General features: G+C 38.8%; 22 protein-coding genes. 2 read left to right on the top strand and 20 right to left on the bottom strand.

Annotated elements, in window-relative coordinates; translation table 11 throughout:
- From Q0N70_RS08210 to Q0N70_RS08285, 16 genes are all read right to left on the bottom strand, one after another.
- Positions 1 to 1,119, bottom strand: a complete 1,119-nt coding sequence (locus Q0N70_RS08210; RefSeq protein ID WP_294015709.1) for an acyltransferase — start codon at positions 1,117 to 1,119, stop codon at positions 1 to 3.
- Positions 1,116 to 1,523, bottom strand: a complete 408-nt coding sequence (locus tag Q0N70_RS08215) for an FdtA/QdtA family cupin domain-containing protein (RefSeq protein ID WP_277291869.1) — start codon at positions 1,521 to 1,523, stop codon at positions 1,116 to 1,118. Before Q0N70_RS08215 ends, Q0N70_RS08210 begins: the two co-directional genes overlap by 4 nt.
- Before the next feature lie 826 nt (positions 1,524 to 2,349).
- A complete protein-coding gene (locus Q0N70_RS08220; protein WP_294015713.1) occupies positions 2,350 to 2,865 on the bottom strand; it encodes a transcription termination/antitermination NusG family protein in 516 nt (171 codons plus the stop codon).
- Between the two features lie 120 nt (positions 2,866 to 2,985).
- Complete coding sequence (locus Q0N70_RS08225; RefSeq protein ID WP_276752243.1) at positions 2,986 to 3,303, bottom strand: PG0541 family transporter-associated protein; 318 nt, start codon at positions 3,301 to 3,303, stop codon at positions 2,986 to 2,988.
- Between the two features lie 20 nt (positions 3,304 to 3,323).
- On the bottom strand, positions 3,324 to 6,512 hold the full coding sequence (locus Q0N70_RS08230; RefSeq protein ID WP_294015716.1) for an efflux RND transporter permease subunit: 3,189 nt from the start codon (positions 6,510 to 6,512) through the stop codon (positions 3,324 to 3,326).
- A gap of 3 nt (positions 6,513 to 6,515) precedes the next feature.
- Entirely contained in the window at positions 6,516 to 7,469 is a 954-nt protein-coding gene (locus Q0N70_RS08235; protein ID WP_013701462.1) for an efflux RND transporter periplasmic adaptor subunit, read from the bottom strand.
- Between the two features lies 1 nt (position 7,470).
- Entirely contained in the window at positions 7,471 to 8,883 is a 1,413-nt protein-coding gene (locus Q0N70_RS08240) for a TolC family protein (protein ID WP_294015719.1), read from the bottom strand.
- Positions 8,880 to 10,172 (bottom strand): TetR/AcrR family transcriptional regulator, encoded by a 1,293-nt coding sequence (locus Q0N70_RS08245; RefSeq protein ID WP_294015721.1) that lies wholly within the window; start codon positions 10,170 to 10,172, stop codon positions 8,880 to 8,882. The genes Q0N70_RS08240 and Q0N70_RS08245 overlap by 4 nt, the downstream gene beginning before the upstream one ends.
- A 204-nt stretch (positions 10,173 to 10,376) precedes the next feature.
- Positions 10,377 to 11,120 carry a pseudouridine synthase gene (locus tag Q0N70_RS08250; RefSeq protein WP_294015723.1) on the bottom strand — a complete coding sequence of 248 codons (744 nt, stop codon included), beginning with the start codon at positions 11,118 to 11,120 and terminating at the stop codon, positions 10,377 to 10,379.
- Positions 11,121 to 11,126: 6 nt separating this feature from the next.
- Complete coding sequence (locus Q0N70_RS08255; protein WP_294015725.1) at positions 11,127 to 12,107, bottom strand: RluA family pseudouridine synthase; 981 nt, start codon at positions 12,105 to 12,107, stop codon at positions 11,127 to 11,129.
- Positions 12,108 to 12,593 (bottom strand): hypothetical protein, encoded by a 486-nt coding sequence (locus tag Q0N70_RS08260; protein ID WP_294015727.1) that lies wholly within the window; start codon positions 12,591 to 12,593, stop codon positions 12,108 to 12,110.
- A gap of 4 nt (positions 12,594 to 12,597) precedes the next feature.
- Complete coding sequence (locus Q0N70_RS08265; protein ID WP_294015729.1) at positions 12,598 to 13,314, bottom strand: YggS family pyridoxal phosphate-dependent enzyme; 717 nt, start codon at positions 13,312 to 13,314, stop codon at positions 12,598 to 12,600.
- Positions 13,315 to 13,329: 15 nt separating this feature from the next.
- Complete coding sequence (gene rsmA, locus Q0N70_RS08270; protein WP_294015732.1) at positions 13,330 to 14,205, bottom strand: 16S rRNA (adenine(1518)-N(6)/adenine(1519)-N(6))-dimethyltransferase RsmA; 876 nt, start codon at positions 14,203 to 14,205, stop codon at positions 13,330 to 13,332.
- Between the two features lie 15 nt (positions 14,206 to 14,220).
- Complete coding sequence (locus tag Q0N70_RS08275; protein WP_294015734.1) at positions 14,221 to 15,486, bottom strand: ComEC/Rec2 family competence protein; 1,266 nt, start codon at positions 15,484 to 15,486, stop codon at positions 14,221 to 14,223.
- Positions 15,480 to 16,640 carry a hypothetical protein gene (locus Q0N70_RS08280; RefSeq protein ID WP_294015736.1) on the bottom strand — a complete coding sequence of 387 codons (1,161 nt, stop codon included), beginning with the start codon at positions 16,638 to 16,640 and terminating at the stop codon, positions 15,480 to 15,482. Before Q0N70_RS08280 ends, Q0N70_RS08275 begins: the two co-directional genes overlap by 7 nt.
- A gap of 70 nt (positions 16,641 to 16,710) precedes the next feature.
- Complete coding sequence (locus Q0N70_RS08285) at positions 16,711 to 17,826, bottom strand: PilZ domain-containing protein (RefSeq protein ID WP_294015738.1); 1,116 nt, start codon at positions 17,824 to 17,826, stop codon at positions 16,711 to 16,713.
- A gap of 82 nt (positions 17,827 to 17,908) precedes the next feature.
- On the opposite strand from Q0N70_RS08285, the gene Q0N70_RS08290 reads away from it, so the two are divergent.
- Positions 17,909 to 18,559: a CPBP family intramembrane glutamic endopeptidase gene (locus Q0N70_RS08290; protein WP_294015740.1), complete on the top strand. Its 651-nt coding sequence runs from the start codon at positions 17,909 to 17,911 to the stop codon at positions 18,557 to 18,559.
- A 52-nt stretch (positions 18,560 to 18,611) separates the two neighbouring features.
- Positions 18,612 to 20,024: a threonine synthase gene (gene thrC, locus Q0N70_RS08295; protein ID WP_294015743.1), complete on the top strand. Its 1,413-nt coding sequence runs from the start codon at positions 18,612 to 18,614 to the stop codon at positions 20,022 to 20,024.
- A 141-nt stretch (positions 20,025 to 20,165) separates the two neighbouring features.
- On the opposite strand, the gene cmk is transcribed toward thrC, so the two are convergent.
- From cmk to xylA, 4 genes are all read right to left on the bottom strand, one after another.
- Entirely contained in the window at positions 20,166 to 20,729 is a 564-nt protein-coding gene (gene cmk / locus Q0N70_RS08300) for a (d)CMP kinase (protein ID WP_294015745.1), read from the bottom strand.
- 8 nt (positions 20,730 to 20,737) lie between these two features.
- On the bottom strand, positions 20,738 to 21,607 hold the full coding sequence (locus Q0N70_RS08305; RefSeq protein ID WP_294015747.1) for a YicC/YloC family endoribonuclease: 870 nt from the start codon (positions 21,605 to 21,607) through the stop codon (positions 20,738 to 20,740).
- A 9-nt stretch (positions 21,608 to 21,616) separates the two neighbouring features.
- On the bottom strand, positions 21,617 to 23,116 hold the full coding sequence (murC, locus tag Q0N70_RS08310) for a UDP-N-acetylmuramate--L-alanine ligase (RefSeq protein ID WP_294015749.1): 1,500 nt from the start codon (positions 23,114 to 23,116) through the stop codon (positions 21,617 to 21,619).
- 110 nt (positions 23,117 to 23,226) lie between these two features.
- Positions 23,227 to 24,540: a xylose isomerase gene (gene xylA / locus Q0N70_RS08315; protein ID WP_294015751.1), complete on the bottom strand. Its 1,314-nt coding sequence runs from the start codon at positions 24,538 to 24,540 to the stop codon at positions 23,227 to 23,229.
- Positions 24,541 to 24,576 lie beyond the last annotated feature (36 nt).

Consider the following 24,576-nt stretch of genomic DNA (forward strand, 5'->3'; position numbering starts at 1 on the left):
TTATTTTTCAGTAAAACTCTTTCTAAAAGCATTTTTTATATTCAGTATCAAAAACGCACCTAAGCAAGAAAGTAGAAGCACAAGAATTGCTCTAACAAAAAATCCGAAGAATGAATCTAAATGAAAACCAAGATTAAATTTTATATTGGCTTTCATCATAAGAGCTAAAACTATCCCCTCTAGCACATAATGAATCAAGTAAACATAAAAACTCATTTCCGCAAGTTTTAACAAATTCTTTTTTATCTGCAAATTTGAAAACAGATAAAATATACAAACAGAAAAAAGCAGATTAAATATTTGAAGTGTTTCCGGATCAACAACAATATTGGTTCTTGTTCCGTCATGAATCAAAAAATAAATAAACTGATTTTTAGAATTTTGCAAAAGTTCTAACTTCAGCAAATACTCAACAGTTAATAAGACAATAGAAAAAACAAGCACCGTAAAAAAAAGAAATCTGTTACTGTGCTCTTTATTTATTTCTTTTACAAGGTCTCCTGTCATTATTACAGGCAGATAAAAAATCCATCTAATATAGTAAGGAGAACTTATTTCAAATATATAAAACTGTCCAAAAGCTACAATGTATAGTGTTATATATATATATATATATATATTCTTATAGTAATTTTTCAAAGCCACAAGCAGTGGTGCAACAGCATAAAAGAATATGATTACGCTCATGAACCATAAATGATAACCATTTCCTGGAATTCCTGTAGCAATCCATTTTTCCAGAAGCAGGAAAAAGAAATTTCCAGCACAGGAAAATCCTTCTTTCCTGACTTTCAAGAACACTTCCCACAAAATATAAAGAAATGAAAATATTAATGTCGGAAGTACAATTTTATAAAACTTGTTAAGATAATATTTCTTTAAATTTTTTAAGATTTTTTTATTTCCAAGTGTAAACGCACCTGAAAGCATAAAAAAGACCGGAACCGCACATCCGGAAAGAGTAAGAACAAACTGCTGCAATTGATTTTTTTGGGACGTTACGGCATGGATAAAGACGACCGCCGCCATGCATAAAATTCTAAGCAAGTCATACTGATTTTCTCGCTTTGAACAATTTGCAGCTGAATGCTCATTTTGATTCGACAGTTCGCCTTTCACTTCTTTACACCCATAATCTTCAAGTATTCATCATAGTCGCGGATATATTCCTTTCCATCATAGTGCGTGCTTGCAAGAGCAAGAAGAACTGAGTCCGGAGAAAAATCATACATATCTTTCCAGACCATTTTGGGAAGATAAATTCCCTGCATCGGGCGGTTAAGTTCAATAACATGTTCGCCGATTCCGTCTGTAACACGCACCTTTGATTTCCCGGCAACATTGATAAGAACAAATTCGCTTTCCTTGTTCGCATGCTTTCCGCGGACTATTTCGTTATCAGAGCCATATATATAGAAGACTCTTTTTATTTCAAACGGAATATCCTGCGCGCCTTCCACAACAACAAGTTTTCCGCGCTCGTCGCCCAAGTCCTTAAAATCGAGAAGTCTACAAAGTTCCATGATTAATATTTCTCCAAAGCTGAATTAAAAAAAGACAAATTTCCCCTGGGGTCACTTATCTTCGGAAGCTGAATGATTTTTGGTTCTTTCATTGTTTTTTCGTGGGGATAGAGATTAATTTAATTATGTTGTTTTAGATATTTAAAAACATTCCATTGATAAAATAAAATATTTTGCAAAAAACTCTATTTTACATTTTGGTAAAAACAAGTGATTGACTATAATCTTTGTTTTAGCATATTGAAAGTCGGACACATATTTTTTAGGAAACATTTTACTGCAAGAATTCGCGAAGTAAATATAGTTAGAATTTGCTGCAATTTTTCAAAAGATTACCAGCCGACTATCTTTAAGAAACACTGCAAGGTCAAGCCCGATAATGACATAAAACTATAAAGTCTGATGTTCAGGTTAGTCTTGCGTTGTTGAAATTTGATTATTAATTAAGTTTTTTTATATTATAGCTGTAAGTCAGGAAATGAAACTAAATTTTGATATTTAGATTCGTTTCCACGCCTTCAACCGTCAATTCCGCATACACCTCCGCCCTTTCCGCCATGGGGAAAATCCCAGCGTACTAAAAAAGGCTTGGAGCTGTACACGTTTACGTCCCTACCGGACATCAATAAACAGTTGCAACGTATTTTGTAGATTATAAATCAAATATTAAACCGCTGTCAATGAAGAAATTAATAAAGCCTGTCTGCCATTCTCATGACTGTACATCAGTAAAAACCTCTGCATTCCGATGAAGAACATTTCCTTGCGTAGGAATAACTGGCTGCTTTTTTTTATTTTCGTCAAAAACTTCTGGCAATAGCTTTGTTTATAACGGCTGAACGAGGTCGTACATAAGGTCGATTTTTTTTACGTTGGGCATCATGTCCAGCTGGATTGTTACGCGGCATCTTTTTTTGTTTACTGCGATTATTTTTCCTTCAAGGCCTTGGAGAGGTCCTTCAACGACTACGATTTTTTTTCCTGGCTCAAAGTACAGCTTTGAAAATCCCAGCCGCTCGCCGCACCGCTTGAACTGCTCCACAACCGCAAGGTCAGCTCCCTTGAGCTCTGTTATGTCGCTGTTGGACTTTAAAAAGTGATAAAAATTTTTCACTGTCTTTAGAGTTGTAACGGACTCTGTGTTCAAGCAGTCCGCCTCTAAAAAAATGTATCCTGGAAAAAGCGGCTCTTCAAAAGTCTTGCCTTTGCTTGTCCGCATCATTTTCTTGAAGAAGTAAAACTGAATCTTGCTGCTTTTTTCTATTTCTGAAAGTCTGCTTGCCGCCTCTTCCTTGAACTTTTCCTCGCTTCCAGTCTGCACCATTATGCAGTAATTTTCCATCTTTGCTCTCCAGTGAGAAATTTAAAGAAAAGTTTACCATTAAGATTTTTTATTTGCAATCAGTTTTAAAGTAAAAAAATCCTGCCAGTAAAAACCAGCAGGATTTTTTGACATAGTTTTTTATATTTCAGTTCCGCTGCCTATAAAGCAGCCGATTCCTTCCGTAATAAAGAGCTTTCTAAGCTTGACCACAATCTGCTTGATTTTTTCAGCTTCTTCCTCGCTGCAGTAGATTATGTACATTGTGTTGAGCTGCGGCCAAACTGCGTCTCCCAAATGCGGATTGCTGTAGCCTGCTCCCATTACAGGAGAAATTTTTGTGTAGTGCTTGCCTACTTTGTTTTTTTCAAATTCCTCGGCAAAGTCTTCTTCAAGCGCCTGGGAACATATTATTTCAACACGCACACGCTGTATATTTTTTTCGTATTCATCAGCCATAATTTTCCTCCAACCAAAAACTAAGCGTTGTTTGCTTCAAGGGCTTCAAGCTTCTTTTGCTGAAGTGCTTCTTTCTTGGCAGCTTTTTTTGCGGCCTTTTTCATTCTTCTTGAGTTTATGATGTAGTAAATAGAAGGCATAAGGAACAGTGTCATTACTGAACCGAATGTCATTCCGCCGAATGTTGTAAGAGAAATCGGCTGCATTGAAGTTGAGCCTTCGCCTGGGAAAAACGCCATTGGAGCAAGAGAAATAACTGTTGTAAGCGTACTCATCAAGATTGGACGAAGTCTGTTTCTTGCGGCTTCAACACAAGCTTCCTCAAGTTCGTAGCCACGTTTGCGCAAAAGGTTCGTATAGTCAACAAGAACGATACCGTTGTTTACGATTGTTCCGACCAGAACGAGCATACCCATGATTGTAACAACGCTAAGACGCTGGCTGACCATTGCATAAGTCATCATAACTCCGATGAACGAGAACGGAATTGTAAGAATAACAATGAATGGGTCAATCAATGATTCAAACTGGCTTGCCATAACAATGAAAACCAATGCCGCGGCAAGAATAATAATCGCGCCGAAGTTCACAACTGCTTCCATCATGTCTTCGTAGTCTCCGCTTATGGAGATTGTTACGGCGTCGTCTTTTGGAATGTTGTCGTTTATGATCTTTAAAAGCCCTGTCTGAACAACGTCAAGTGAAACTCCAGAAACAGGCTTTGCCTTGACATGGACAATTCTTGACTGGTCTTCACGAAGGATTGTAACAGGCGAAAGGTTTTCCTCATAATGCGCAAAACTTGAAAGAGGAATTCTTTGTCCCTTTGAATTCACTACAGAAACCTGGTCAATATCAGCGAGCTTTTTCTTGTCTTTTTCTGCAAGGCGCACAATAACATCAATGTCGTCTCCAAGTTTTGTGTAGCGGCTGGCGGTTTTTCCGTTGATTGCGGCATTGATTTCAGAGCCTACGTTATAAATGTTCAAGCCAAGTTCGTACATTCTGTCGCGGTCAACTACGATTTCTGCCTGAGGAAGTCCGTCTTCAACATCGCTTGAAACTTCTGTTACAAATTCAGCCGCCTGCTCCTTGAGGATTTTTTCAACTTGGGCAGCTGTGTTGCGGACAAGGTCAAGGTCGTTGCTGCGGATGTCGATGCTCATTTCTCCAGAAGACGCGCTGTTTGAATTTGTTGCAAATGAAAGTGTTGCGCCTGGAATTGTGTTAAAGTATTTTCTAAGCTTGTCTTTTGCAGACTTTTCGTTGTCCCAGCCTTTTTCACGATCTTTTGCTTCGTACAAAGTCCAAGTGATTGCGCCTGTGTTTGTTTCTGAGCTTGAGGAAATTACGCTTGTTCCGCCGACTGTTACAGATGTGTATTTTACGCCTACAAGTTCTTTCTTTCCGATTTCCTCAAGAGTTCTCAAAGTGTCTTCTGTAACTTCAAGAGTTGTTCCCATTGGAAGCTCGACTTCAATTCCGACTGTGTTTGAAGCGGATTCAGGCATAAAGATAAAGCCTACAAATTTTACGCTTACTATAGAAAGAACAAAACAGCAGACAAGAACAATAATAAATGTCTTTCTGTGGTGAAGAACAAAGCGGACTCCTTTTGCATATCCGTTGTCGAGGTTCAGGAAGAATTTGTTGAATGCCTGGTTTATTCCGTAGCCGATTCCGCTTTTCCTTTCGTCAACAATCTTGTCGATTTTAAGATAGCTTGAGCAAAGAACTGGAACAAGGGCAATCGCAACAATCAGCGAGCACATCAATGAGAAAATAATTGTGTAAGCAAGGCTGTCGAACATCTGTCCCATGATTCCAAGTTTTTTTCTAAAGAGAATCATCGGAAGGAAAACACATACAGATGTCAAAGTTGAAGCGGTTATGGAAGTTACCATTTCCTGGCTTCCGAGGATTGCCGCTACTTTTGGCTTGGCGTCTCTTTGGCGGTAAGCGTAGATGTTTTCAAGAACAACGATTGAGTTGTCTACAAGCATACCGATTCCAAGGAGAAGTCCCGCCATGGAAATCATGTTTATTGTCATGCCTTTAAAGTACATGAGCATGAGTGTTACAAATACCGAAATCGGAATTGAAAGTCCGATGATGAATGTACTTTTTAGAGAGCGCAGGAATATGAACAAAACTGCAACGGCAAGAAGCGCGCCCTGAACAACAGAAGAAACAACTTCATTGATTGTCTGCTCAATAATGTCTACTGTGTTTGAAGTTTCAACAAGCTCAACTCCAGCAGGAAGATCCGCCTTGAGTTTTATAATAGCTTTTCTTACGTTCTTTGCGGCTGTAACGGAATTCTTTCCGCTCTGCTTTTGAATCATAAGCATTACACAAGGCTTTCCGTCCAAGTAAGCAAGAGTGCTTTCGTCTTTGTAGCCGTCATAAACATCAGCAATATCGCGGAGCTTTACTGTAACAAGTCTTGAACTGTCCAGGGAATCAGGCTTGTAAGTGATTACCGTGTTCTTGAGGTCTTCTATGCTTTTATATTTTCCGCTCGTTTTAATAGTATAGTTTTTATCGCCAGAAGTGATTGTTCCGCCTGAGCTTTGAACGTTCTGCGCGCCAATCATCTGTGCGATTGTGGAAATTGAAAGTCCGTAGGCTTCAAGTCGGTCTCTAGGAATATCAACGTTTATAGATTCCTCGCGTCCTCCGATAACATTTGCAGAGGCAACACCGTCAAGCTGCTCAAGACGCGGCTGGATTGTGTCCTCGGCGATTGTTCTGAGCTCTTCCGGGGTCAAGTCGCCCTGAACTACAATGTTCATAATAGGCATCATTGAAGGGTCAAGCTTAAGTGTGATTGGAGAATCTGCGTCATCAGGCAGATAGCTTCGTACAATATCAATCTTGTCGCGGATTTCTATAGCCGCTGTATCGAGGTTTGTTCCGTAGTCAAACTCAAGAGAGATAATGCTTGCGCCAGACTGAGACTGCGACTGCATTTTTTTAAGTCCGCTAAGTCCGGAAAGAGAGCTTTCCATCGTTCTTGTAAGGCTCTGCTCTACTTCTTCCGGACCTGCATCGTCATAAGCTGTATAAACAAGCATATACGGTAAGTCCATGTCTGGATACATATCTACCGGCATATCGAATATACAGAAAATTCCCAGTGCGACCATTATAAAAAAGATCAACACTGTTGTTACTGGTTTATTTACACATTTTTCTGAAAATGTCATATTTTAGTCCTTGTTTTCAGTTTTGCTTTCAACCGCTTTTCCAGAAATTGAAAGAATCTTTACTTTGGAACCATCGCTCAAAAGAGACTGTCCTTTTACAATTATAACGTCTCCTTCTTTGAGTCCTTCCTGAATTTCTGTCTTGTTGTCTACGGAAAGCCCTTCCTTTACAGAAACCATGTTTACGCTGGATTCCGCGCTTTCTGATTTTGCTGTGAATACGTAAGGCTTGCCGTCACGGTAAACAATGGCGTCATTTGGAATAACAACAGCTCCTTCAATTGTGTCAGTGATGAGTTTTACACGGGCGTACATTCCTGCCTTTATTCTTGAGTCAGCTGGCTCAACCTTGAGCTTGGCAAGCATTGTGCGGCTTGTTGTGTCCAAAACCGGAGAAACTTCAAAAACGCGCGCTTTGAATTCAACTCCAGGATATGCGTCAAAACTTACAATAGCAGTCTGGTTTTCACGGATTCTACTTATAAAGCGTTCAGCGACATTTACCTTTATCTGAAGTTCGTCTGTGTCGCTGATTTTTGCGATTGAATAGCTTTGTGAAACCATTGTTCCGATTGTTGGCGGAAATGAAGTTACTCTTCCTGAAATTGGAGCTTTTACAGGGTTTTCACTGTAGTTCATTCCAGGGCGGCTCGGGTCAACATAAGCTATAATCTGGTCTTTTTTTACAAGGTCTCCTACAGAAACTCTTATGCGAGAGATTTTTCCTGCCGCGTCCGGGTAGACGTCAACTGCGGAAACAGAAGAAACATCTCCGCCGAATTCCAAGTAGTCGTCAAGGTTTCCGGCTTGAACAATGTCTGCGTTTACCGCGTAGATTGTTTCAGTTTCTTCTTCCTTTGCAGTTTTTTCTGATTTTCCCTTGCAGGAAACCAATGCGGATGACAAGATTGCCGCTGCCATCAAGATAAAAGGTAGTTTTGCGCTTGTTTTTTTCATTTTATTTTTCTCCTCCGGTGAGTTTTGTATTAAGAGTTGTTTCCAAGTCAAGCAATGCTGAAATATAATTGAACTTCTGGTTTGCAAGTCCGAGTTTTGCAGTGTTAAGCTGGTTTTCTGCATCGCGCACATCAAGAAGTTCTCTTGTTCCGTTGCGGTAAGCGCGCACTGTCATGTCATAAGAGCGCTGGGCAAGTGTTATGCTTCTGTTCATGGACTGAATCTGCTCGCGCGCCTGAATCAATGTGTCTACAGATTTGCGGACTGTCATTTTCTGGTTTTCAAGGAGCATTTCTCTGCTTACCTTGAGCTTGTCAAGATTCGCCTGCAAGTCTTTTGCCTGCTGTCTGTTTGCCGAGAACGGAAGAATGTTTGTAAGGTTCCAGCCAATCGTAAAGCTTATAGAGCCAGAATCTGTCCAGTCTCCGCCAGTTGGGAATCCGCCTTTGTCTGCGTCAAGGAAATCTGTGAGCATTGGCTTAAATCCGTAGCTAATATTGAAAAACGGAGTGTAAATGCTAAGGTTCAATGCGTCAAGATTGCGCTGAAGCTGCTCAATGTTCTTGTCAATTGACTGAAGGTCTAGGCTGTTGTTTCCGTAGCGTTCAATAAGAGTGTCGTAATGCAAGTCAACATAAAAAGGCTCAATGCTTCCCTGCAAAACAATGTCCGTTCCTACTGGAAGACCCAAAAGAAATGCAAAAGTGTCAAGCTGCTGGCGGAATTCACGTTCCATCTGGGCAACTTCCGGGCTTTTGTTCTGGTATGTAACCTGCGCCTGGAGCATTGAAAGCTCTGGAACCATTCCGTTTTTAAAGTTCGCTTCTGCCTGAACCATGCGCCTTCTTGAATTTTCAAGAGTTGTTTTCTGCAAATTTAAATTTTCCTGCTGTAAGAGAAGTCCGTAGAAAAGTTTTTTTACATTTACTTCTGTTTCAACAAGGCTCTGCTCATAGCTGATTTTTCCTGCTTCGTAGCCTGCTTTTGCCGCTCTTATCTGCTGAATCATTGCAAGGCTGAAATTCCAGTCAACTGAAAGTGTTGCAATTCCTGTCCATTTCATGCTGTCTGTTTCTTCAATTTCAGGAAGCCCGTGAAGTTTCATCATTGTGTTTGTTCCCGCCAAATTTGAAGAAATGTCTGTAGTTCTGTTGAGAGTTCCCATTGCCTGAACTGTCGGAAGCAAAACATTCCAGGCGTTCTTTCCTGCGCGCTCCTTGATTTCAAGGTCAATGTCGGCAGTCTTGAGCGTGTGGCTGTTTTCGAGCGCGTAATCCACGGCTTCGTAAATTGTCAATTTTACAGTTTTTTTGTCAGGTTCACTCTGCTGCTGGGCTTCCTGCGCAAAGACAAAAGCTCCAGACATAGCAAGCAAGACTGAAATCTTAAAAAACGTCTTTTTGCTGAAAATCATTTCTTTCCTCCTGAAATATTATTTTCTTTATTATCAATAAAATTAATTCCTTTTTCCATGCAATAGAAAAAATCCTTCATTGCGGCGTGAACAGATTCCTCTGGAAAATTATGAAGCTCGTTGTGCAGCAAGAAAAAAATCGGCATGTGGAAAATCCACGAAAACATAATCTGTACATCCATCTTTGGAGTTCCAAAATCTGGTACCTGGGTTATAATGTCGGCATTGAGAATAAAAGATGTAAAGTCAAGCTGCTCGTCTTTGCCAATTGCCATTTCCCTTTTTTCGTGCATCTCCTTGATTTTAAAATCATTCTTTGAATTCTGGAAGGTGAGCCAGTGGCAAACATAAAGCAGGCCCTTTCTTTTTAGGAAAAATTCAATTTCAGTTTCCATAAAAATGTATATACATTCCGCGCTGTTTTTTGCGTAAAGAAGATTCTGCTTGATAACGTGAAACAAATTCAAACATTCTTCCTTTATAAGTGCTTTGAACATTTCTTTTTTTGAGCTGAAATTTGTATACAGGCTGCTTTTTGCAAGTCCAAGTTCTTTTGCAAGTTCTTCAATTGTAGTTCCTGAAAAACCTACTCTGCGCACAACGTTTCCGATTGCTGTAAAAAATTTGCAAGGCTCTTTTAAAGACTGAATTTCTTTGCTGCAAAGAATGTCAAGCTGAGAAAGCCGGAGCGCGTCAATGTTTTTTATGTCGTGCCCAAGTCCGCCAAACTTAACAAAGCTGGCAAGTTTTTCTGCATATTCCTGAATATTTTCATCTGTGTCCTGAAGTTTTTTGTCTAGCAGGATAAAGTCTCTTGCGCCTTGGAAAAAAATTATTGTGGCGGAAATATAAAGAACTTTTTTGTAAACTTCAATATCCGCAATGTTTCCGCAGCTGTCAAAAATATTTTCTAAGTTTAAATCTGAAATTCCGTTTTTTTCTATTTCAATCAAAAAGTTGTCAATGCTAAACTCAAGAGAATTTGAAAGTATAAAATAGAAATATGATTTTTTATTGCAAAGGAGAACTATAACTTTTTCAAGAACAGAAGCATCGTTTGGATTTTGTCCGCAGTTTTTTATTGTGTCTGCAATATCGCTAAGAATAAGCGACTTCATTGCATTTTCCAAGTCTTCACGGCTTTTAAAATGTTTGTAAATCGCAGGTTTTGTAATGCCAGCTTTTGCAGCGATTTTTGAAAGCGAAATTCTCTCAAAAAAAAGCATATCGTAAAAAGAGAATGCTGACTGAATAATTTTGTCTCTGGTTGAATTCTTCTTCTTTTCCATACTTGTCTATAGCGTTACCGAATAATCGGTAACTGAAAATATAAACGACATTTTATTGTAAGTCAATAAGATACAGAAAAAAAATTATTTTTTTTTGCGATATTGTTGTATAAGCTGCGGCAATGACAGGCAGTTGAAATGTTGGTAATGACAACGCAATTAGCAAGTTGAATATTTTATTGCCATTATCGCTTGACCCAATAATCATTGAGCTTTTATATTGTAAGAACATTCAACAATTTTTCCGGTCAAAGGGTGCGGAAATTTTAGGTAATCTGCAAAGAACTGCATTTCTTCATTTTGGCTGCAAAGCGGATTGTAAAGTTTGTCTCCGCGGACGGGAAAGCCAAGCCAAGCTAAATGGCATCTTACTTGGTGGCGGTAGCCTTCTTTTATAGAACATTTTGCAAAAAGTTTGTCTGTATCCATAAAAACTTCTGTTGTGTAAATTTTTTCACTGCATTTTTTTTGCGCTGCTTTTCCAGAATTGATTGTTACAGGCCGGACTTGCGCTGATTTTAAGGAAAAAGGTCTGAATTTTGAAGAAACTGTATATTTTTTTATACAATCTGATTTATTTTCTAGTAGAAATTCAGCTGGAGGAAATCCTTCTGGCATTTTTTCAATTTTCTGGCATTTTGCAGAATAGCCTTTTAAGAACTTTCCTTCATGTTGAAAATTTATAAACGCATTGTAGCATTCTTGTGTTGCGGCAATTAAAAGCAAACCTTCTGTTTCCGTGTCAATTCTATGCACAAGTCCGTGTTCTATTGCTTTTTTTCCGGAAACTTCTAAAAGATATGGGTACAGTTTGGCAGCTTGTGTAAACGCGCATTTGTCCCCTTCAAAAAGCGGCGCGCTTGGAAGTCCTCGTGGCTTTTTTATGACTACAAACGGATTTTCTTTTGTCGGCTCAATGACAATCTGTATCTGTTTTTCTGCATCCATTGTCTGTTACTTGTCCTTTGGAAGAATTACTTTTGTGTAGTCGCGCTTTAAAACTTTCATAACTTCTATAAAGCGTTCAGGCGTTGGAGATTTAAAAGTTGAAAGTTTTTCTTTTCCCGGAATTTTTATTTTCAAAAGCCTTGCATTCAGCATGAGAGTTGCCTTTGGAAATTTTTTATCCTGATGCGCATAGATTCCGTCGCCAAGAATAGGACAGTTCAGGTATTTCATGTGCACCCGTATTTGATGTGTTCTTCCAGTGTTTATCCGAACTTTCATCAAGGAATATTCTCCGTAGCAACTTATGCACTCGTAGTAGCTTTCGGCAGGCTTTCCTTCTTCCGTGCCAACTACAGCCTTGAATCTTTTTCTTTCTTTTGGGTCGCGGATTATATTTGTCTGAATAATTCCGTGCTGATGCTGAGGACGGCCAATGCAGATTGCAATGTATTCTTTTACAATTAAACTGTGGTTTCTAAATTGGGCTGAAAGGAATTCTTCTGTGTCGTGATTTTTTGCAGTTATAATTATGCCGGAAGTTTCTTTGTCCAGCCTGTGAACAATTCCCGGCCTGCGGTTTGAAAGAATTTTTGAAACCTGCCCTTCCTTCAGTTCTGGAATTGATTGTCTTCCCCAATGATATAAAAGCGCGTTTACCAAAGTGCCTTTCCAGTTTCCCGCGGCAGGATGAGTCACCATTCCCTGCTTTTTATTTACAACGCAGACATTTTCATCTTCATAAATAATATCAAGCGGAATATTTTCAGGCTCAATATTGTCTGGAACATTTTCTTCCCACTGAATATCGATTATATCATTTGCCTTTACTTGGCACGAAATTTTTTGCTTTTTTCCGTTTACTTGAATACAGACAATTCCGCTTTTCAGTTTGCTTCTGTTCATTCCGTTTGGAAGAGACGCAATGTATTTATCTAGCCGGATTTCGCCTTTGTAAGTTGGAGGAACTTTGTTTGTAAAAAAAGACATCTATTGCTCCGAAGTTAAGTTTTCATTTTTTGTATTTTCGCTTTCTTGAAACGGAACTACTATAATCTGATCGTGGCTTTCAAGAATTTTCTTCTGGCGTTTTTTTTCGTTGTGGCGTTTTACAAGATTTATCGCAAGGTCTGAAAATCCAATAAGCACACCTGCGCCAATTGAAGCGCAAAAAATTTTCATCTGCTCTCCTTCCGTAAAAGAAGTGCCTTTAGTAAAAGGAGTTTCAAAAGTTGAAGAATTTCCAGAAAAATACTGGTATGCACTGTAGCCCAAATTCACACTGATTGCGACAAACGGAACTGCTCCAAGAGAAACAATTTCAAACCGCCTCAAATCTTTTGACCACTGCGGAAATTCATTTTCGGTATATGGTTCTGGAGTTGAGTCTGTATTTTCCGAAGACTGAGAAAAAACTTGCAACGGAAAAAAAAGAGGCAAAATAAAAACAATTAAAATAAAATGAAAATTTTTCATCCTGCTAAGAGTAGTCGCGTTCTCCAAACAATGCTGTTCCTATGCGGACCAATGTGCTTCCTTCTTCGATTGCAATTTTATAGTCGCCGCTCATTCCCATGCTAAGCTCGTTTATTTCAAGTGAAGGAAATCTTTTATTTAGTTCATCTTTTAAATTTCGTAGTTCAGAAAAAGATGCGCGGATAAGTTTTTCGTCTTGAGTAAAAGGCGCCATTGTCATAAGTCCTTTTGGAACAATGTGCGGATAAATTCCATTTGCGCAGTTTTCTACTGATTTCAGCAATACGGACTTTTCCTTGTAGCCGCTTTTTGAATCTTCGCCAGTGTGAATTTCAAAGAACACTTCAATTTTCTTTTCAAATTTTGCGCATTGTTTTTCAATTTTCGCCAAAAGCTCTTCTCTGTCCACGGATTGAATGCAAGACGCGATTTCAACGGCTTTTTTTACTTTGTTTGTCTGGAGGCTTCCGATTATGTGGAGCTCAGGCTTGATTTTTGAAACTGAATTTATCTGTGTGAATTTTGCAAAAGCCTCTTGCACTCGGTTTTCACCAAAAAGTATTTGTCCAGTTTTTAGCGCAGCCAAAACATCTTCCGCAGGATGAAATTTGCTTACAGCGCAAAGTTTTACGCAGCCTTCATTTCTGCCGGATTTCTTTTCAGCTTCTTTAATCTGATTTCTAACTGATTCAAAATTTTCTGCAATTTGTTCCGCTGTCATTTTTTGAGCCTCTTTTTACATTTTATCAGATTGCTTGAGTTGGCTCAACATATCCGAAATCTTTATAAAATCTTCGACTGCTAAATTTTCCGCACGTTCACTTTTTGAGATTCCGCATTTTTTAAAAAAATCTTCCGCTGAAATATTTTCCGGGAGAAGTGGCTTTATATTATTCTGGATTGTTTTTCTTCTCGCGGCAAAAAGAGCATGGACAGTTTTTACAAAAAGCGCAGAGTTTCCGCTGAAAGGCTTTTCTTTTTTTGTCATAACAACTGCCTGAGACGAAACTGTAGGACGCGGCCAAAAACTGCTTGAGCCAAGAACAAGATCCAGTTTTACATTATAGCCCCACTGGCACAAAACACTGAATGCAGAATAATTTTCAGTTCCCTTTTTTGCTGCCATTCGCTGGGCAACTTCTTTTTGAACTGTAAAGACGCATTTTTCAAAAACAACATTTTCTGTGATTGTATCGGCAATAAACGTCGCTGCAATATTATATGGAAGATTTCCAAAAAGTTTTGAAGGTTTTTGCGGATTTTCTGCGAATGATTTTTTCCAGTTTTTTAAAACATCGCCTTCTACAATTTTAAATTTCCCTGCTTTTTCCTGCTGGCAAAAAAATTGCTTTAATATAGAAATAAAGCCTCTGTCGATTTCAAAGACTTCAAGGTTTGCGCCGCTTAAAAGAATAAGTTCTGTCATGCAGCCAAGTCCAGGTCCGATTTCCCACACAAGCTCGTCTTTTTTCAATTCAAGAAGAGAAATAATTTTTTCCCTTGCAGACTGGTTTATCATAAAATTCTGTCCGAATTTTTTTTGCATTGCCATTCCTGCCTGTTCAAGAAAAGCTTTTAATTCAGATGGCGAATTATAATCGGGATGATTCATGTTTGCTCCAAAAAATTAAAATTCTACAAGCGGCAAAAGCGCAAAAAGTTCTGCCGTCAATTTTATTATCTGATAAAGAAAATTCATTATAGCTCCAAAGAACGGAGAAAGAAAAGGTATCATAAAAGAAAGCAAAATTGCAACCATGGCAAAAGTCAAAAATATGCTTACGAGCGGACAAACTGCAACTGAAGCAAGAATTCCTCCGGGAGCTGCTGATTTAAAAAGCGCAAGGCTTACAGGAAAAGTCGCGCTCTGTGCGCCGGCAGAAGCTGAAAGTGAATCTGAAATTTTTTTAGGAAAAAATGATTGAAAAAAACATTTAAACGCATTTCCAAAAAGAAGAATTCCTGCAAGTGCGCCATAAGAAAGTATAAACGCCGCTGAAAAAATATCATCAGGAAAAATCATGCAGTGAAGCAAAAATACAAAGCAAAGAACCTTGAAAAAATTTACTTGAACGCAAAAGAAAATTCCGCAGAAAAGCAGAATCAAGGAACAAAGCAATGCTCGGAACAACGAAGGCGAAAGTCCTGCGAACCATACAAAAAATAAAATTCCAAAAAGCCTAAGCCAAAAGTCAAATTTTTTTCCAAGAATCTTTTTTCCAGTTCCGCCTGCAATTGATGAAAAAAAAGAAAGATGCATTCCGCTTAATGCAAGAACGTGGGAAAGTCCTGCATTTCTAAAAGTTTCGCACAAGGAGCTGTCTGTGTATTCTCTTGAGCCGGAAAGCAAAGCCAAAATAAAACCGCCTGCGCTTCCCCAGCCGTACATGAGCCTTTTGAATGTAAGCCTGCAAAAAGACCTGAACCTGGAAATTTTTTGTTTTAATGTCGGAGCTTGCTCTAGTTGTTCTGCGCTTTCTGCTGAAAAAAATGATTTTGAAAATTTACCATAAAAAGTTACAGCTTCACCTTCTTCAATGATTACTTCATTTTTTGAAGATGAATATAATTTTCCAGGATATAAAGATTCAATGATTTTTGCAGGAACAAGAACTGAAATTTTTCCAGATGCCTGCGAATTTATTTTTACGCCGGAAATTTCACCTGAAACAGAATTAAGTTTTATTTTAAGAATGTAAGACTTTCCAGAAGAAATTTTTGAAGGATTTGAGCAAATTATGCCGGACGCAGTGTCTATTTTTTCCAAAGGAATCAGGCTTTTATACGGAAAACGCTCTTTGCATTTAAAAAAGCCTGAGTAAATAAAAATACAGAATATTACCGCCGCTAGAACAAAAGGACTTAGAAAATTTTCTTTTAAGAATTCTACCACTTTAATTTTGCAAGGGCATTTTTTGCGGCAGCTATAACCTCCTCTGGATAATCAAGATAAGTTGCATAAAGCAGGCTGTCAAAAGCGGCCTTGTCGCCCATGTCCCCCAGTGAATTGATTAAAGAAAGCACAACGGCTTTGCTAGGAGGCAGATTTTTTTCAGTTTGCTTGTTTAGAAAATCAAGATAAGATGAAAGCGCCGAAGAAGTTTCCGCAGAAGAAACAGAAGCCATATTTTTTATTGTAGAAGAAAAGTCTTCATCAGAAAGATTTCCGTTTTCATATTCTTGTCTAATTCCATTAAAGCATGAAGCAATCAAAGATGCGGCTCTAGTCCATTGTGTGTCAGAAAATACTTGAAGGCAGACAAGAGTCAAATCCAGTTTGCTTCCTGAAAAATCAGGTTTTGCTCCTTCAATATTATATATAACTGAAGACAATGCGTTTTCTGCAGCTTCTCCGCAAATTTTTTTTGAAACTTTTGGATTTTCATCAAGTCTTCTTAAAATCAGAATCTTTTTTTCAATTGGAACAGTTGACAAAAACTGAAGAATTTCCTTTTCACTTTCGTTTGCAAGTCCGCCGTAAGATGAAGCCAAGATTGCGCTGTAAGACGGCCAGACATCGAGAATGTCAGCAATAAAAAGCATATTGAACGATGCGGAATTTCCGTAGGAGCCCATGAAAAGAACTGCCTTTAAAAGAGCCTCGTCCATTTCCTGCGATTTTTGCATTTTGCTGTAGAAAAAATCATTTACAAGATAAAGATTTTCCGGCGACTGAAAAACAGAAAAAGCGTCAATAACTGCAATCTTTATTTTTGAATCGCTGAAGATTTTAAAAATTGTCCTGAGTTTTTCAGAGATGATTTTTTCCTTGCCTTTACTGTTTCCTGCTGTAAGCGATTTTACAGAAGTTTCCACAAGGTTTATAAAATCAGCATCTGAACTAAGAGCGTCATAGGCGGAAATTGAAAAGTCAAGAGATGCGATTGCAATTGAAGAATCTCCTGCTGCGCTTGAAGACTCAACAACTTGTTTTTTTTCAACCAAGTTTCCTTTGTAAAAGTCAGACATATAAGATTCCTGCGCATAGCAAAATCCGCAGACTGAAAGAACAACTAAAAATATTTGTTTAAATAAATTTTTTTTCATAGCAAATCTTCTTTAATAAATAATATAAAATATATAGAAAAATTTCTATACTTTCATGTATCCTCAAAAACTACTGGCTTGAATTTTCCTGCTTAATGTTTTCCTCGTTGCTGTTTTCTTCTTGAGTTTGATTTTCTTCCGAAGAAGCCTGCTCAATCGCCTGATGAATTTCTTTTTGCTCCTGCGGAATCACGTTGTAAACAAATGCGAGAACTGTGTTTCTCATGCCTTTATCAATGTGCGTGCATTCAAAATGAATTCTTGATTGGCCAAGCTGGCTGTTCCACTCAACTGCTCTTATTACGCCGTGCATGACAACGAGCGCGCCGTTTATTTCAAACTGGATTTTTATGCGGACATTTGATTTTCCTTTTCCGCCGATTCTTATCATAGCTCCGTCTTCGCTTATATCTTCAAGAAGGCACTTGTATCCGGGCGCAGTTTCAACTTTGTCGTATTCAATTTTTTCGCCTTGCTGGACAATGTACATCTGCGCATAAATTTCGCATTTGCATCTTATTGACTGTCTTTTTTGAGTGCGGTCAAGTTTTGTTGAATGCATTAAAAACAAAGCCTTGTCGCTTCTGAAAATTCCAGTACCTATAACTTTTGTGTCAAACGCATATCCTGCGTCTCCGTTTCTCCAAAAGTAAACTGAAATTTCTTTTCCGTCCCATTCAGATTCAGAAAGAAATTCCGGCCGCTTGGACTGCTTTGAAATTTGATATGGAAGAAGAATTATTAGCTGAGTCCCGTTGTTTAAAATGCGCGACTTGAAAACGCCTTTGCCTTTTAAAATGACGCTTAGCTTTTGGTTTGTGTCAAGTGATTTTGTGCTTTCTATTCCGCGTTTGTTTTCCTTGTCAAGAATTACGCGCGTTTTGAATTTATAAAGCTTTTCAAGAAATGCCTGAACCTGCGTTGAGTCTTCCGCGCCTTTTTGCTTTGCTTCTTCGATTACTGAAGAAATGCATCTGTTCACGGAATTTTCTGAAATGTAAAGTGAAAGCGGCTCTTCAATTCCACATTTTTTTGCAAGCTGCCATAGCGCGGAAATTTCAGAATGCTTGAATCCGTAGTCAAAGCCCTTTGAGAAAAAATTCATTTTTTCAGTTGAAGCCTTGTATAATTTTAAAAGCGCAAAAATAAAAGCAAGAGTTATAATTACGGAAATTACAGCAGGCACAAAACCACCTCCAAGAATTTTATGCGTTTACGTATTTATTATAGTAAATTTTGCAGTTTCTTGATAGTATTAACATACCAAAATGAAAAAAAGATACATTTTAGCAGAGTTTTTAGTTGTTTTTGTTTTTTTGCTGATTCCGCCGATTTTTGCAGATAAAGGGGCTTATTTTAGCGAAGAATTTTCTTTTTCTGTGCTGGCTGAATTTTTTATTGCGGCGGTTCTTCAGTTTCAATTTAAAATAGAAAACAAAGGTGAAAAAAAATCCGCAAGTGAAAAATTCATTTTTCTTGTAAGCTCATTGAAATGGGGCGCGCTCACACTTGGATTTTTAATGCTGATTTTCGCTGCCGTTCATGCTTTTTCCTTTGCATTTAAAATTTCTTCCGCTCAAACTGAAATTTTATTAAAAAATCCTGAAAACTTTTTGTCTTGGATTTTTCTTATTTTTACATTGGCAGCCGGAGCGTTTTTTGAAGAAGCTGTTTACCGGCAATTTGTTCCAGAAACTTTAAATTCACTTTTGGGAAAATGGAAAATCCCGGTGGAAATATTTTCAGTTTTAATTTTTGCGCTTGCCCACAGATATTTAGGCTGGATTTCTGTTTTCAATGCGGCTTTTTGCGGTGCGGTTCTTAGGTTTTGCAGAATAAAAACGGCTTCAATCGCGCCTTCTTTTGCAGCTCATTTTATCTACAACCTTTCGCTTATTGTATTTTCCGTGCTGTTGTAAAATTTTATAATCATTGGTATACTTTGAAAATAATTTTCGCATGAGGAATTTTATGAAATATACAGATACAAGAGATAAAAAAGTTAGTGTTGATTTTAGAACTGCTGTTTTGAATGGAATGAATGCGGAAACTGGCGGACTTTATATGCCGACTGAATTTCCGCGTCTTGAAAATTCATTTTTGGAGCGCAATCCAGAACCTTCATTCCGCGAAATTGCTTATGAAATGGCAAAGCCTTATGTTGAAAATGAAATTCCAGACACAGACTTGGAATCTATAATTCAGGATTGCTATCCATTTTCTTCAAAAGTTGTTCCTATTGATCCTGTAACTTATGTGCTTGAGCTTTTCCATGGACCGACTTGCGCATTCAAGGATTTTGGAGCAAGATTTATGGCGCGTGTAATGTCATATTTCAACCGCTCGGAAAATGACAATCTTCATATTTTGGTTGCGACTTCCGGGGACACTGGTTCTGCTGTAGGAAGCGCGTTTCACAATGTTCCGGGAATTGATGTTACAATCCTTTATCCAGATGGAAAAATTTCGCCATTGCAGGAAAAGCAGCTTTCAACTTTTACAGGAAATGTCCGCGCGTTGAAAGTAAAGGGAACTTTTGACGACTGCCAGAAGCTTGTAAAAACTGCGTTTACAGATAAAGACTTGAGATCTAAGTTCAGACTTTCTTCTGCAAACTCAATAAATATTTCTCGCCTGTTGCCGCAGTCTTTCTATTATATGTATTCATCTCTTGTTGTAAAAAAGAGAATTCCGTTTGACAGCAAAAATGGAGGTGAAGCAATCATTGTTGTTGTTCCGAGCGGAAACTTTGGAAACCTTACATCAGGACTTATCGCGCGTGAAATGGGAGCGCCTATAACAGGATTTGTTGCCGCGACAAATTCAAATCACACAGTGCCGGATTGGATTGCAAGCGGTGATTATAAAACTCGCCCTTCAGTTGCAACCTTGAGCAATGCAATGGATGTTGGAGCTCCTAGCAACTATGAAAGAATTGCCGCAATGTATTCACTTGACCAAGTAAGAAATCTTTTTGCTTCATACTGGACTGATGACGAAGGAACAATTGACGGAATAAAAAGCTGCAAGAACAAAACAGGATACGTAATAGATCCGCACGGCGCAGTTGCCTGGAAAGCGTGGAATGACATTCGCGGCGGTGAAATGGAAAAACTTGTAAACGGTCAGAAAAATGATTTTACAAAGCCTGGTCTTACGCCGAATGTTCCTTCTTGGGCAAAGGCTGTTGTAGACAAAAAAGCATCTGCAATAATTCTTGAAACTGCGCATCCTGCAAAATTTGGAGCGACTGTTTACAAGGCAATTGGACAAGAGCCTGCACTTCCTGAGCGTCTGGAAAAAGTTATTTCTCTTCCTGACAATGCTATTCCAATGAGCAAAGATTACGACTCATTTAAGGAATGGCTGGTTTCAAACTTGTAGAAGCTTAAAAAATATGATGACATAAAAATAATTTTTATGTCATCATCAAAGTTATACTTTCTGTTTAGAGATTGTCGTATCAAGTACGACAATGACATTCTGAATTTATTGGGCATTTTTTTTCAGCAAATGCTAAAAAATTTATTCAGTTTTATATATAAGATTTCTTTTTTCAAGTTCCAAAAGAATTTTTTCTACTATTTGCTCTGGGCTGAATGAAGCTGTATCAATTTTTAAATCTGCAAAGTCAAAACTGTTGTTGTCAATGTTGTAAAGTTTTTTATATCGGCGGCTGTCTTCTGAATCTCTCATCGCAGTGAAGCTTTTTATTTCTTCAAGTGAACCGCCTTCTCTGTTTAGAATTCTTTGCGCGCGGACATTATCATCAGCAATAAGATAAACTTTTAAATCAGCTTCTTTTAGCATCCAAATTGCAAGACGGCTTCCAAGAACGCAGCTTTCTTTTTTTGCAAGCTCAACCTGTCTTGTGTCAACTGCAATGTCATAGCTGTCATCGGTTTTTGCATTTTCAATTACCTGGGCAAGTGTAAGATTTTTTTCTGCTGCAAGCTGACGGAAAGTAAAGTTTATAAGTTTTACATTCAGTTTTTGTGCAAGCAAAGTGCTTACGGTTGTGTTTCCGCAGCCAGACTTTCCGCTTATGGCAACTCTAAGTTCTTTTCCCTGAGGAATTTTATAATTCATAACAACTCCTATTCAATATTTTTGCCCTGCTCTCTTATGTTTTCAAGGGCGTTCTTTGCATCAATTACTTTTTCACCGACTTCTGTAAACTGATTTTTGCTTCCGATTGTATTGATTTCGCGGTTCGCTTCCTGACAGATAAAATCAATTTTTTTACCCGGAATCGGATTTTCATTGATTTCTTTTCTAAGAGCCTGCAAGTGGCTTTGAAGCCTGATGATTTCCTCATTGATTGTGTATTTTACAATCATCGCCGCAGTTTCAGTCATTATGCGGTTTTCGTCTGCTTTGTCGGCAAGAAGCTCATGGAACTTTGCTGAAATTTGCTCGCGGAATCTTTTTTCCATTTCTGGCTGCCACATCTTAAAAAATGCGGCGCACTCATCAAGTGTAGAAAGTTTTTCAAGCAAATCGCTTTTTAAATTTTCACCTTCACGTTTTCTGTCTTCAATAAATTGCGAAAGAACTTCAGAAAAAACACCTTCAATTTTTTTCCAGTAAGATTCAGCGTCGTATTCATGAGAAACATTTAAAACGCCTTCCTGCGAAACAATCAGGCTCAAAGGAATTTCGGATTCTGATTTTCCCAAGACTTTTGCAATTTCTAAGATTGCATTGCTGTACATTTTTGCCGCGGCTGGATCTGCGCTGACTTTTGCAGTTGAATTGTTGTCGCGGATTCTGATTGTCAAGTCGATTTTTCCACGGACAATTTTTTCGCTTACAGTCTTTCTGATTCTTGCTTCAAGCGGATTCAAAAAAGACGGAATGTTTACAGACAAATCCAAGAACCGTGAGTTGACTGATTTTATTTCAACACTTATCTGCGTGTTTTCTACAATGGCTTCTTTAAAGCCGTAGCCTGTCATGCTGTTCATATATTTTTCCTAAACTTTAAATTTTTCAAGAACCATTTGTCCGACTTTAAAATTGTCGCCCGCTCCCATTGTAACAAAAACGTAACCGTCTTTTGCATCGGACTTTTTGTTCAGCTCGCTTTCTATGATTTGTGCGGCTTCTTCAAATTCTTTTGCATAGACAACATTCGGATGATATTTTTTTGCGTGCTCGGCAAGAATTCTTCCGGTTACGGTTGAGCTGTCTGCTTTTTCGCGCGCGCTTCCGTAGATTTTATTTATGACAACCATGTCTGCGCTTTCAAAACTTGATGCGAACTCTTCAAGCAAAGCCGCAGTCCGTGTGTAAGTGTGGCTCATAAAGTCAACGATAATTTTATGATCTTTATAAAATTGCCTGAATCCAGCCAAGGTTGTTTTTATTGCTGTTGGATGATGTCCATAGTCGTCAATAAAAATTATGTCCTGACCGAATTTATTTTTTGCGCGTCCTACAATTTCACTTCGGCGTTTTCCACCTGAAAATTTTTCAAGGCCTTTTTTTAGCTTGTCAAAATATTCCTGCGGATTTTTTCCTGCAGTCTTTAAAAGTCTGCAGCACAGAGCAAATGCCGCTGCTGCATTTCTTGCGTTGTGTTTTCCGGGCACATGAAGAGCACATTCAGTTTTTCCAATTGTAAAATACTGTTTTCCGCATTCAACTTTTCCAAACAAAATTTTAAAGTCGCCTTCCGTTTTTTCTCCATAAGGAATAAAATTTATGTCGCTTCGTTTTTTCTTTGCAAGAGCGGCAGTTTCGCAAGCGCCTTTGTCATCAGCGCAAAAAATCAAGTCGCCGTTTTGTGGAAGCTTGCAGATGTAGTCAACGAAAGCATTTTGAATGTCGGCAAAAGTGGGATAGTAATCCTGATGGTCGCTTTCAACGGAAGTTAAAATTATTTTCTGCGGACAAAAAGACATAAAGTGCCGCTGATATTCACAGGTTTCCGCAACAAAATATTTTTTTTCATCTGAATCTGAATTTGAAAAATCCGAGGAAGTCATTGTGCATGAATTTCCGAAAGAAGAAATAATGCTTCCTGCTAAAACTTGGGACGGAAGGTCAATCTCCTTTAGCATTGTTCCTGCAAGACCTGTTGTTGTGGTTTTTCCATGGACACCGCAAATTCCGCAGCTGTATGCAGTCCTTGAAATTTCACCTAAAGCCTCGCTGTACAAAAGAAGCGGAATGCCAAGTCTTTTTGCCTGCGCAAGGTCTGGATTTTTTTCAGGTGAATATGCGCTTGAATAAATTACAAGCTGAGTTTTTTCTGTAACATTTTTCTCGCTGAACGGCAGTGCTTTGATTCCAAGTTTTTCAAGAATTTCGTCTGTGTAGAATCTTTCAGAAACATCGCTGCCTGTAATTATAGCTTTTCGGGCGGAAAGAATTTCCACAAGGGCCGCCATTCCAGTTCCCTTGATTCCAACAAAATGTATATGAACTCCAGCTAAGTTCTGGGGAAGAATCGATTTTTCCATGGAAGCCATTTTACAATAGAAACAATGTTTTTGCAAATAATGGAATTATGTTGAAACTTTCGATTGAATTATAAAAAAAAGCAGCCATCGGGAAAACTCCGAAGACTGCTTTTTTTCATTTATCCAAGGCAAATCTGGTTGAGGATATTTTCGTAAAGCTCCTGCTTGCCGGAAGTTTTTGCGACTTGCTCATAAGGCTTTGCAAGTGAAGCGACCTGATCAAGTGTGAGTTTTCCTTCAGCGAAGGCTTTTCCGTTGCCAGATTCAAAACTTGAGTAGCGTTCTTTTACCATTGAAGGAATGCGTCCGTCTTCGATAAGCTGAATGGCTTTTTCAAGTCCGCGCGCAAAAATGTCCATTCCGCCGATGTGGGCAATGAATAAATCTTCTGGAGCAACAGAATTTCTTCTGACTTTTGCATCGAAGTTCAAGCCGCCTGTTGTGAATCCGCCCATTCTGATTACTTGAAGCATTGCCTGTGTTGTTTCGTAAATGCTTACCGGGAACTGATCTGTGTCCCAGCCGTTTACAGGATCTCCGCGGTTTGCATCGATTGAGCCAAGCATTCCGTTGTCTACGCAGACTGTAAGTTCATGCGCAAATTCGTGTCCTGCAAGTTCGGCATGGTTCGCTTCAATATTCAGCTTGAAGTCCTTGTCGAGTCCGTGGGCGCGGAGGAATCCGATTACAGTTTCTGAGTCATAGTCATACTGATGCTTTGTCGGCTCCATTGGCTTAGGTTCGATGTAGAAGCAGCCTGTGAATCCCTGTTTTCTTGCGTAGTCGCGTGCCAAATTGAGCATCATGGCAAGGTGCTCTTTTTCTGCCTTCATGTCTGTGTTCAAGAGGCTCATGTAGCCTTCTCTTCCGCCCCAGAATGTGTAGCCTGCTCCGCCAAGTTTGATTGTGTTGTCAATTGCGGCCTTTATCTGGCTTGCTGCCTGCGCAACTACATCGAAGTCAGGATTTGTTGCGGCTCCGTTCATGTAGCGCGGATTGTTGAATACGTTTGCAGTTCCCCAAAGAAGTTTTACGCCTGTTTCTTTCTGACGCTCAAGCAGAAGGTCTGTGATATGTGAAAGTTTTTTCTCGCTGTCTGCAGGGCTTGTTCCTTCCGGGCAGATGTCGCGGTCATGCCATGCGTAGTATCCGCAGCCGAGCTTGGTTATAAATTCAAATGCCGCGTCAACTTTTTCTTCTGGATTTTTCCAAGTGAATTCGCGTGTTCCGCTTCCAAATGGATCTCCTCCGTCGGCGCAGAAAGAATGCCAGTAGGCTACTGTGAATTTGAGCCAGTCCTTCATCTTTTTGCCCATTACAACTTTTTCAGCATCATAGTATTTAAAAGCAAGCGGATTTTTTGACTCCGGGCCTTCATACTTGATCTGACCAATTCCTGGGAAATATTCTTTTGAACCTTTGAAAAATGACATAAGTCCTCCTAAAAGCCTGATAAGCTTTCTTTTATT

Source organism: uncultured Treponema sp. (assembly GCF_945873775.1).
GTDB lineage: Bacteria > Spirochaetota > Spirochaetia > Treponematales > Treponemataceae > Treponema_D.

Excerpts from the sequence above, each read along its gene's own strand:
- Q0N70_RS08250 (WP_294015723.1), bottom strand. The coding sequence starts at position 11,120 with ATGGATGCAGAAAAACAGATACAGATTGTCATTGAGCCGACAAAAGAA.
- Q0N70_RS08290 (WP_294015740.1), top strand. The coding sequence starts at position 17,909 with ATGAAAAAAAGATACATTTTAGCAGAGTTTTTAGTTGTTTTTGTTTTT.
- Q0N70_RS08225 (WP_276752243.1), bottom strand. The coding sequence starts at position 3,303 with ATGGCTGATGAATACGAAAAAAATATACAGCGTGTGCGTGTTGAAATA.
- Q0N70_RS08230 (WP_294015716.1), bottom strand. The coding sequence starts at position 6,512 with ATGACATTTTCAGAAAAATGTGTAAATAAACCAGTAACAACAGTGTTG.
- rsmA (WP_294015732.1), bottom strand. The coding sequence starts at position 14,205 with ATGAATCATCCCGATTATAATTCGCCATCTGAATTAAAAGCTTTTCTT.
- murC (WP_294015749.1), bottom strand. The coding sequence starts at position 23,116 with ATGGCTTCCATGGAAAAATCGATTCTTCCCCAGAACTTAGCTGGAGTT.
- thrC (WP_294015743.1), top strand. The coding sequence starts at position 18,612 with ATGAAATATACAGATACAAGAGATAAAAAAGTTAGTGTTGATTTTAGA.
- xylA (WP_294015751.1), bottom strand. The coding sequence starts at position 24,540 with ATGTCATTTTTCAAAGGTTCAAAAGAATATTTCCCAGGAATTGGTCAG.
- Q0N70_RS08305 (WP_294015747.1), bottom strand. The coding sequence starts at position 21,607 with ATGAACAGCATGACAGGCTACGGCTTTAAAGAAGCCATTGTAGAAAAC.
- Q0N70_RS08280 (WP_294015736.1), bottom strand. The coding sequence starts at position 16,640 with ATGAAAAAAAATTTATTTAAACAAATATTTTTAGTTGTTCTTTCAGTC.
- Q0N70_RS08215 (WP_277291869.1), bottom strand. The coding sequence starts at position 1,523 with ATGGAACTTTGTAGACTTCTCGATTTTAAGGACTTGGGCGACGAGCGC.
- Q0N70_RS08220 (WP_294015713.1), bottom strand. The coding sequence starts at position 2,865 with ATGGAAAATTACTGCATAATGGTGCAGACTGGAAGCGAGGAAAAGTTC.
- Q0N70_RS08255 (WP_294015725.1), bottom strand. The coding sequence starts at position 12,107 with ATGTCTTTTTTTACAAACAAAGTTCCTCCAACTTACAAAGGCGAAATC.
- Q0N70_RS08235 (WP_013701462.1), bottom strand. The coding sequence starts at position 7,469 with ATGAAAAAAACAAGCGCAAAACTACCTTTTATCTTGATGGCAGCGGCA.
- Q0N70_RS08240 (WP_294015719.1), bottom strand. The coding sequence starts at position 8,883 with ATGATTTTCAGCAAAAAGACGTTTTTTAAGATTTCAGTCTTGCTTGCT.
- cmk (WP_294015745.1), bottom strand. The coding sequence starts at position 20,729 with ATGAATTATAAAATTCCTCAGGGAAAAGAACTTAGAGTTGCCATAAGC.
- Q0N70_RS08245 (WP_294015721.1), bottom strand. The coding sequence starts at position 10,172 with ATGGAAAAGAAGAAGAATTCAACCAGAGACAAAATTATTCAGTCAGCA.
- Q0N70_RS08260 (WP_294015727.1), bottom strand. The coding sequence starts at position 12,593 with ATGAAAAATTTTCATTTTATTTTAATTGTTTTTATTTTGCCTCTTTTT.
- Q0N70_RS08265 (WP_294015729.1), bottom strand. The coding sequence starts at position 13,314 with ATGACAGCGGAACAAATTGCAGAAAATTTTGAATCAGTTAGAAATCAG.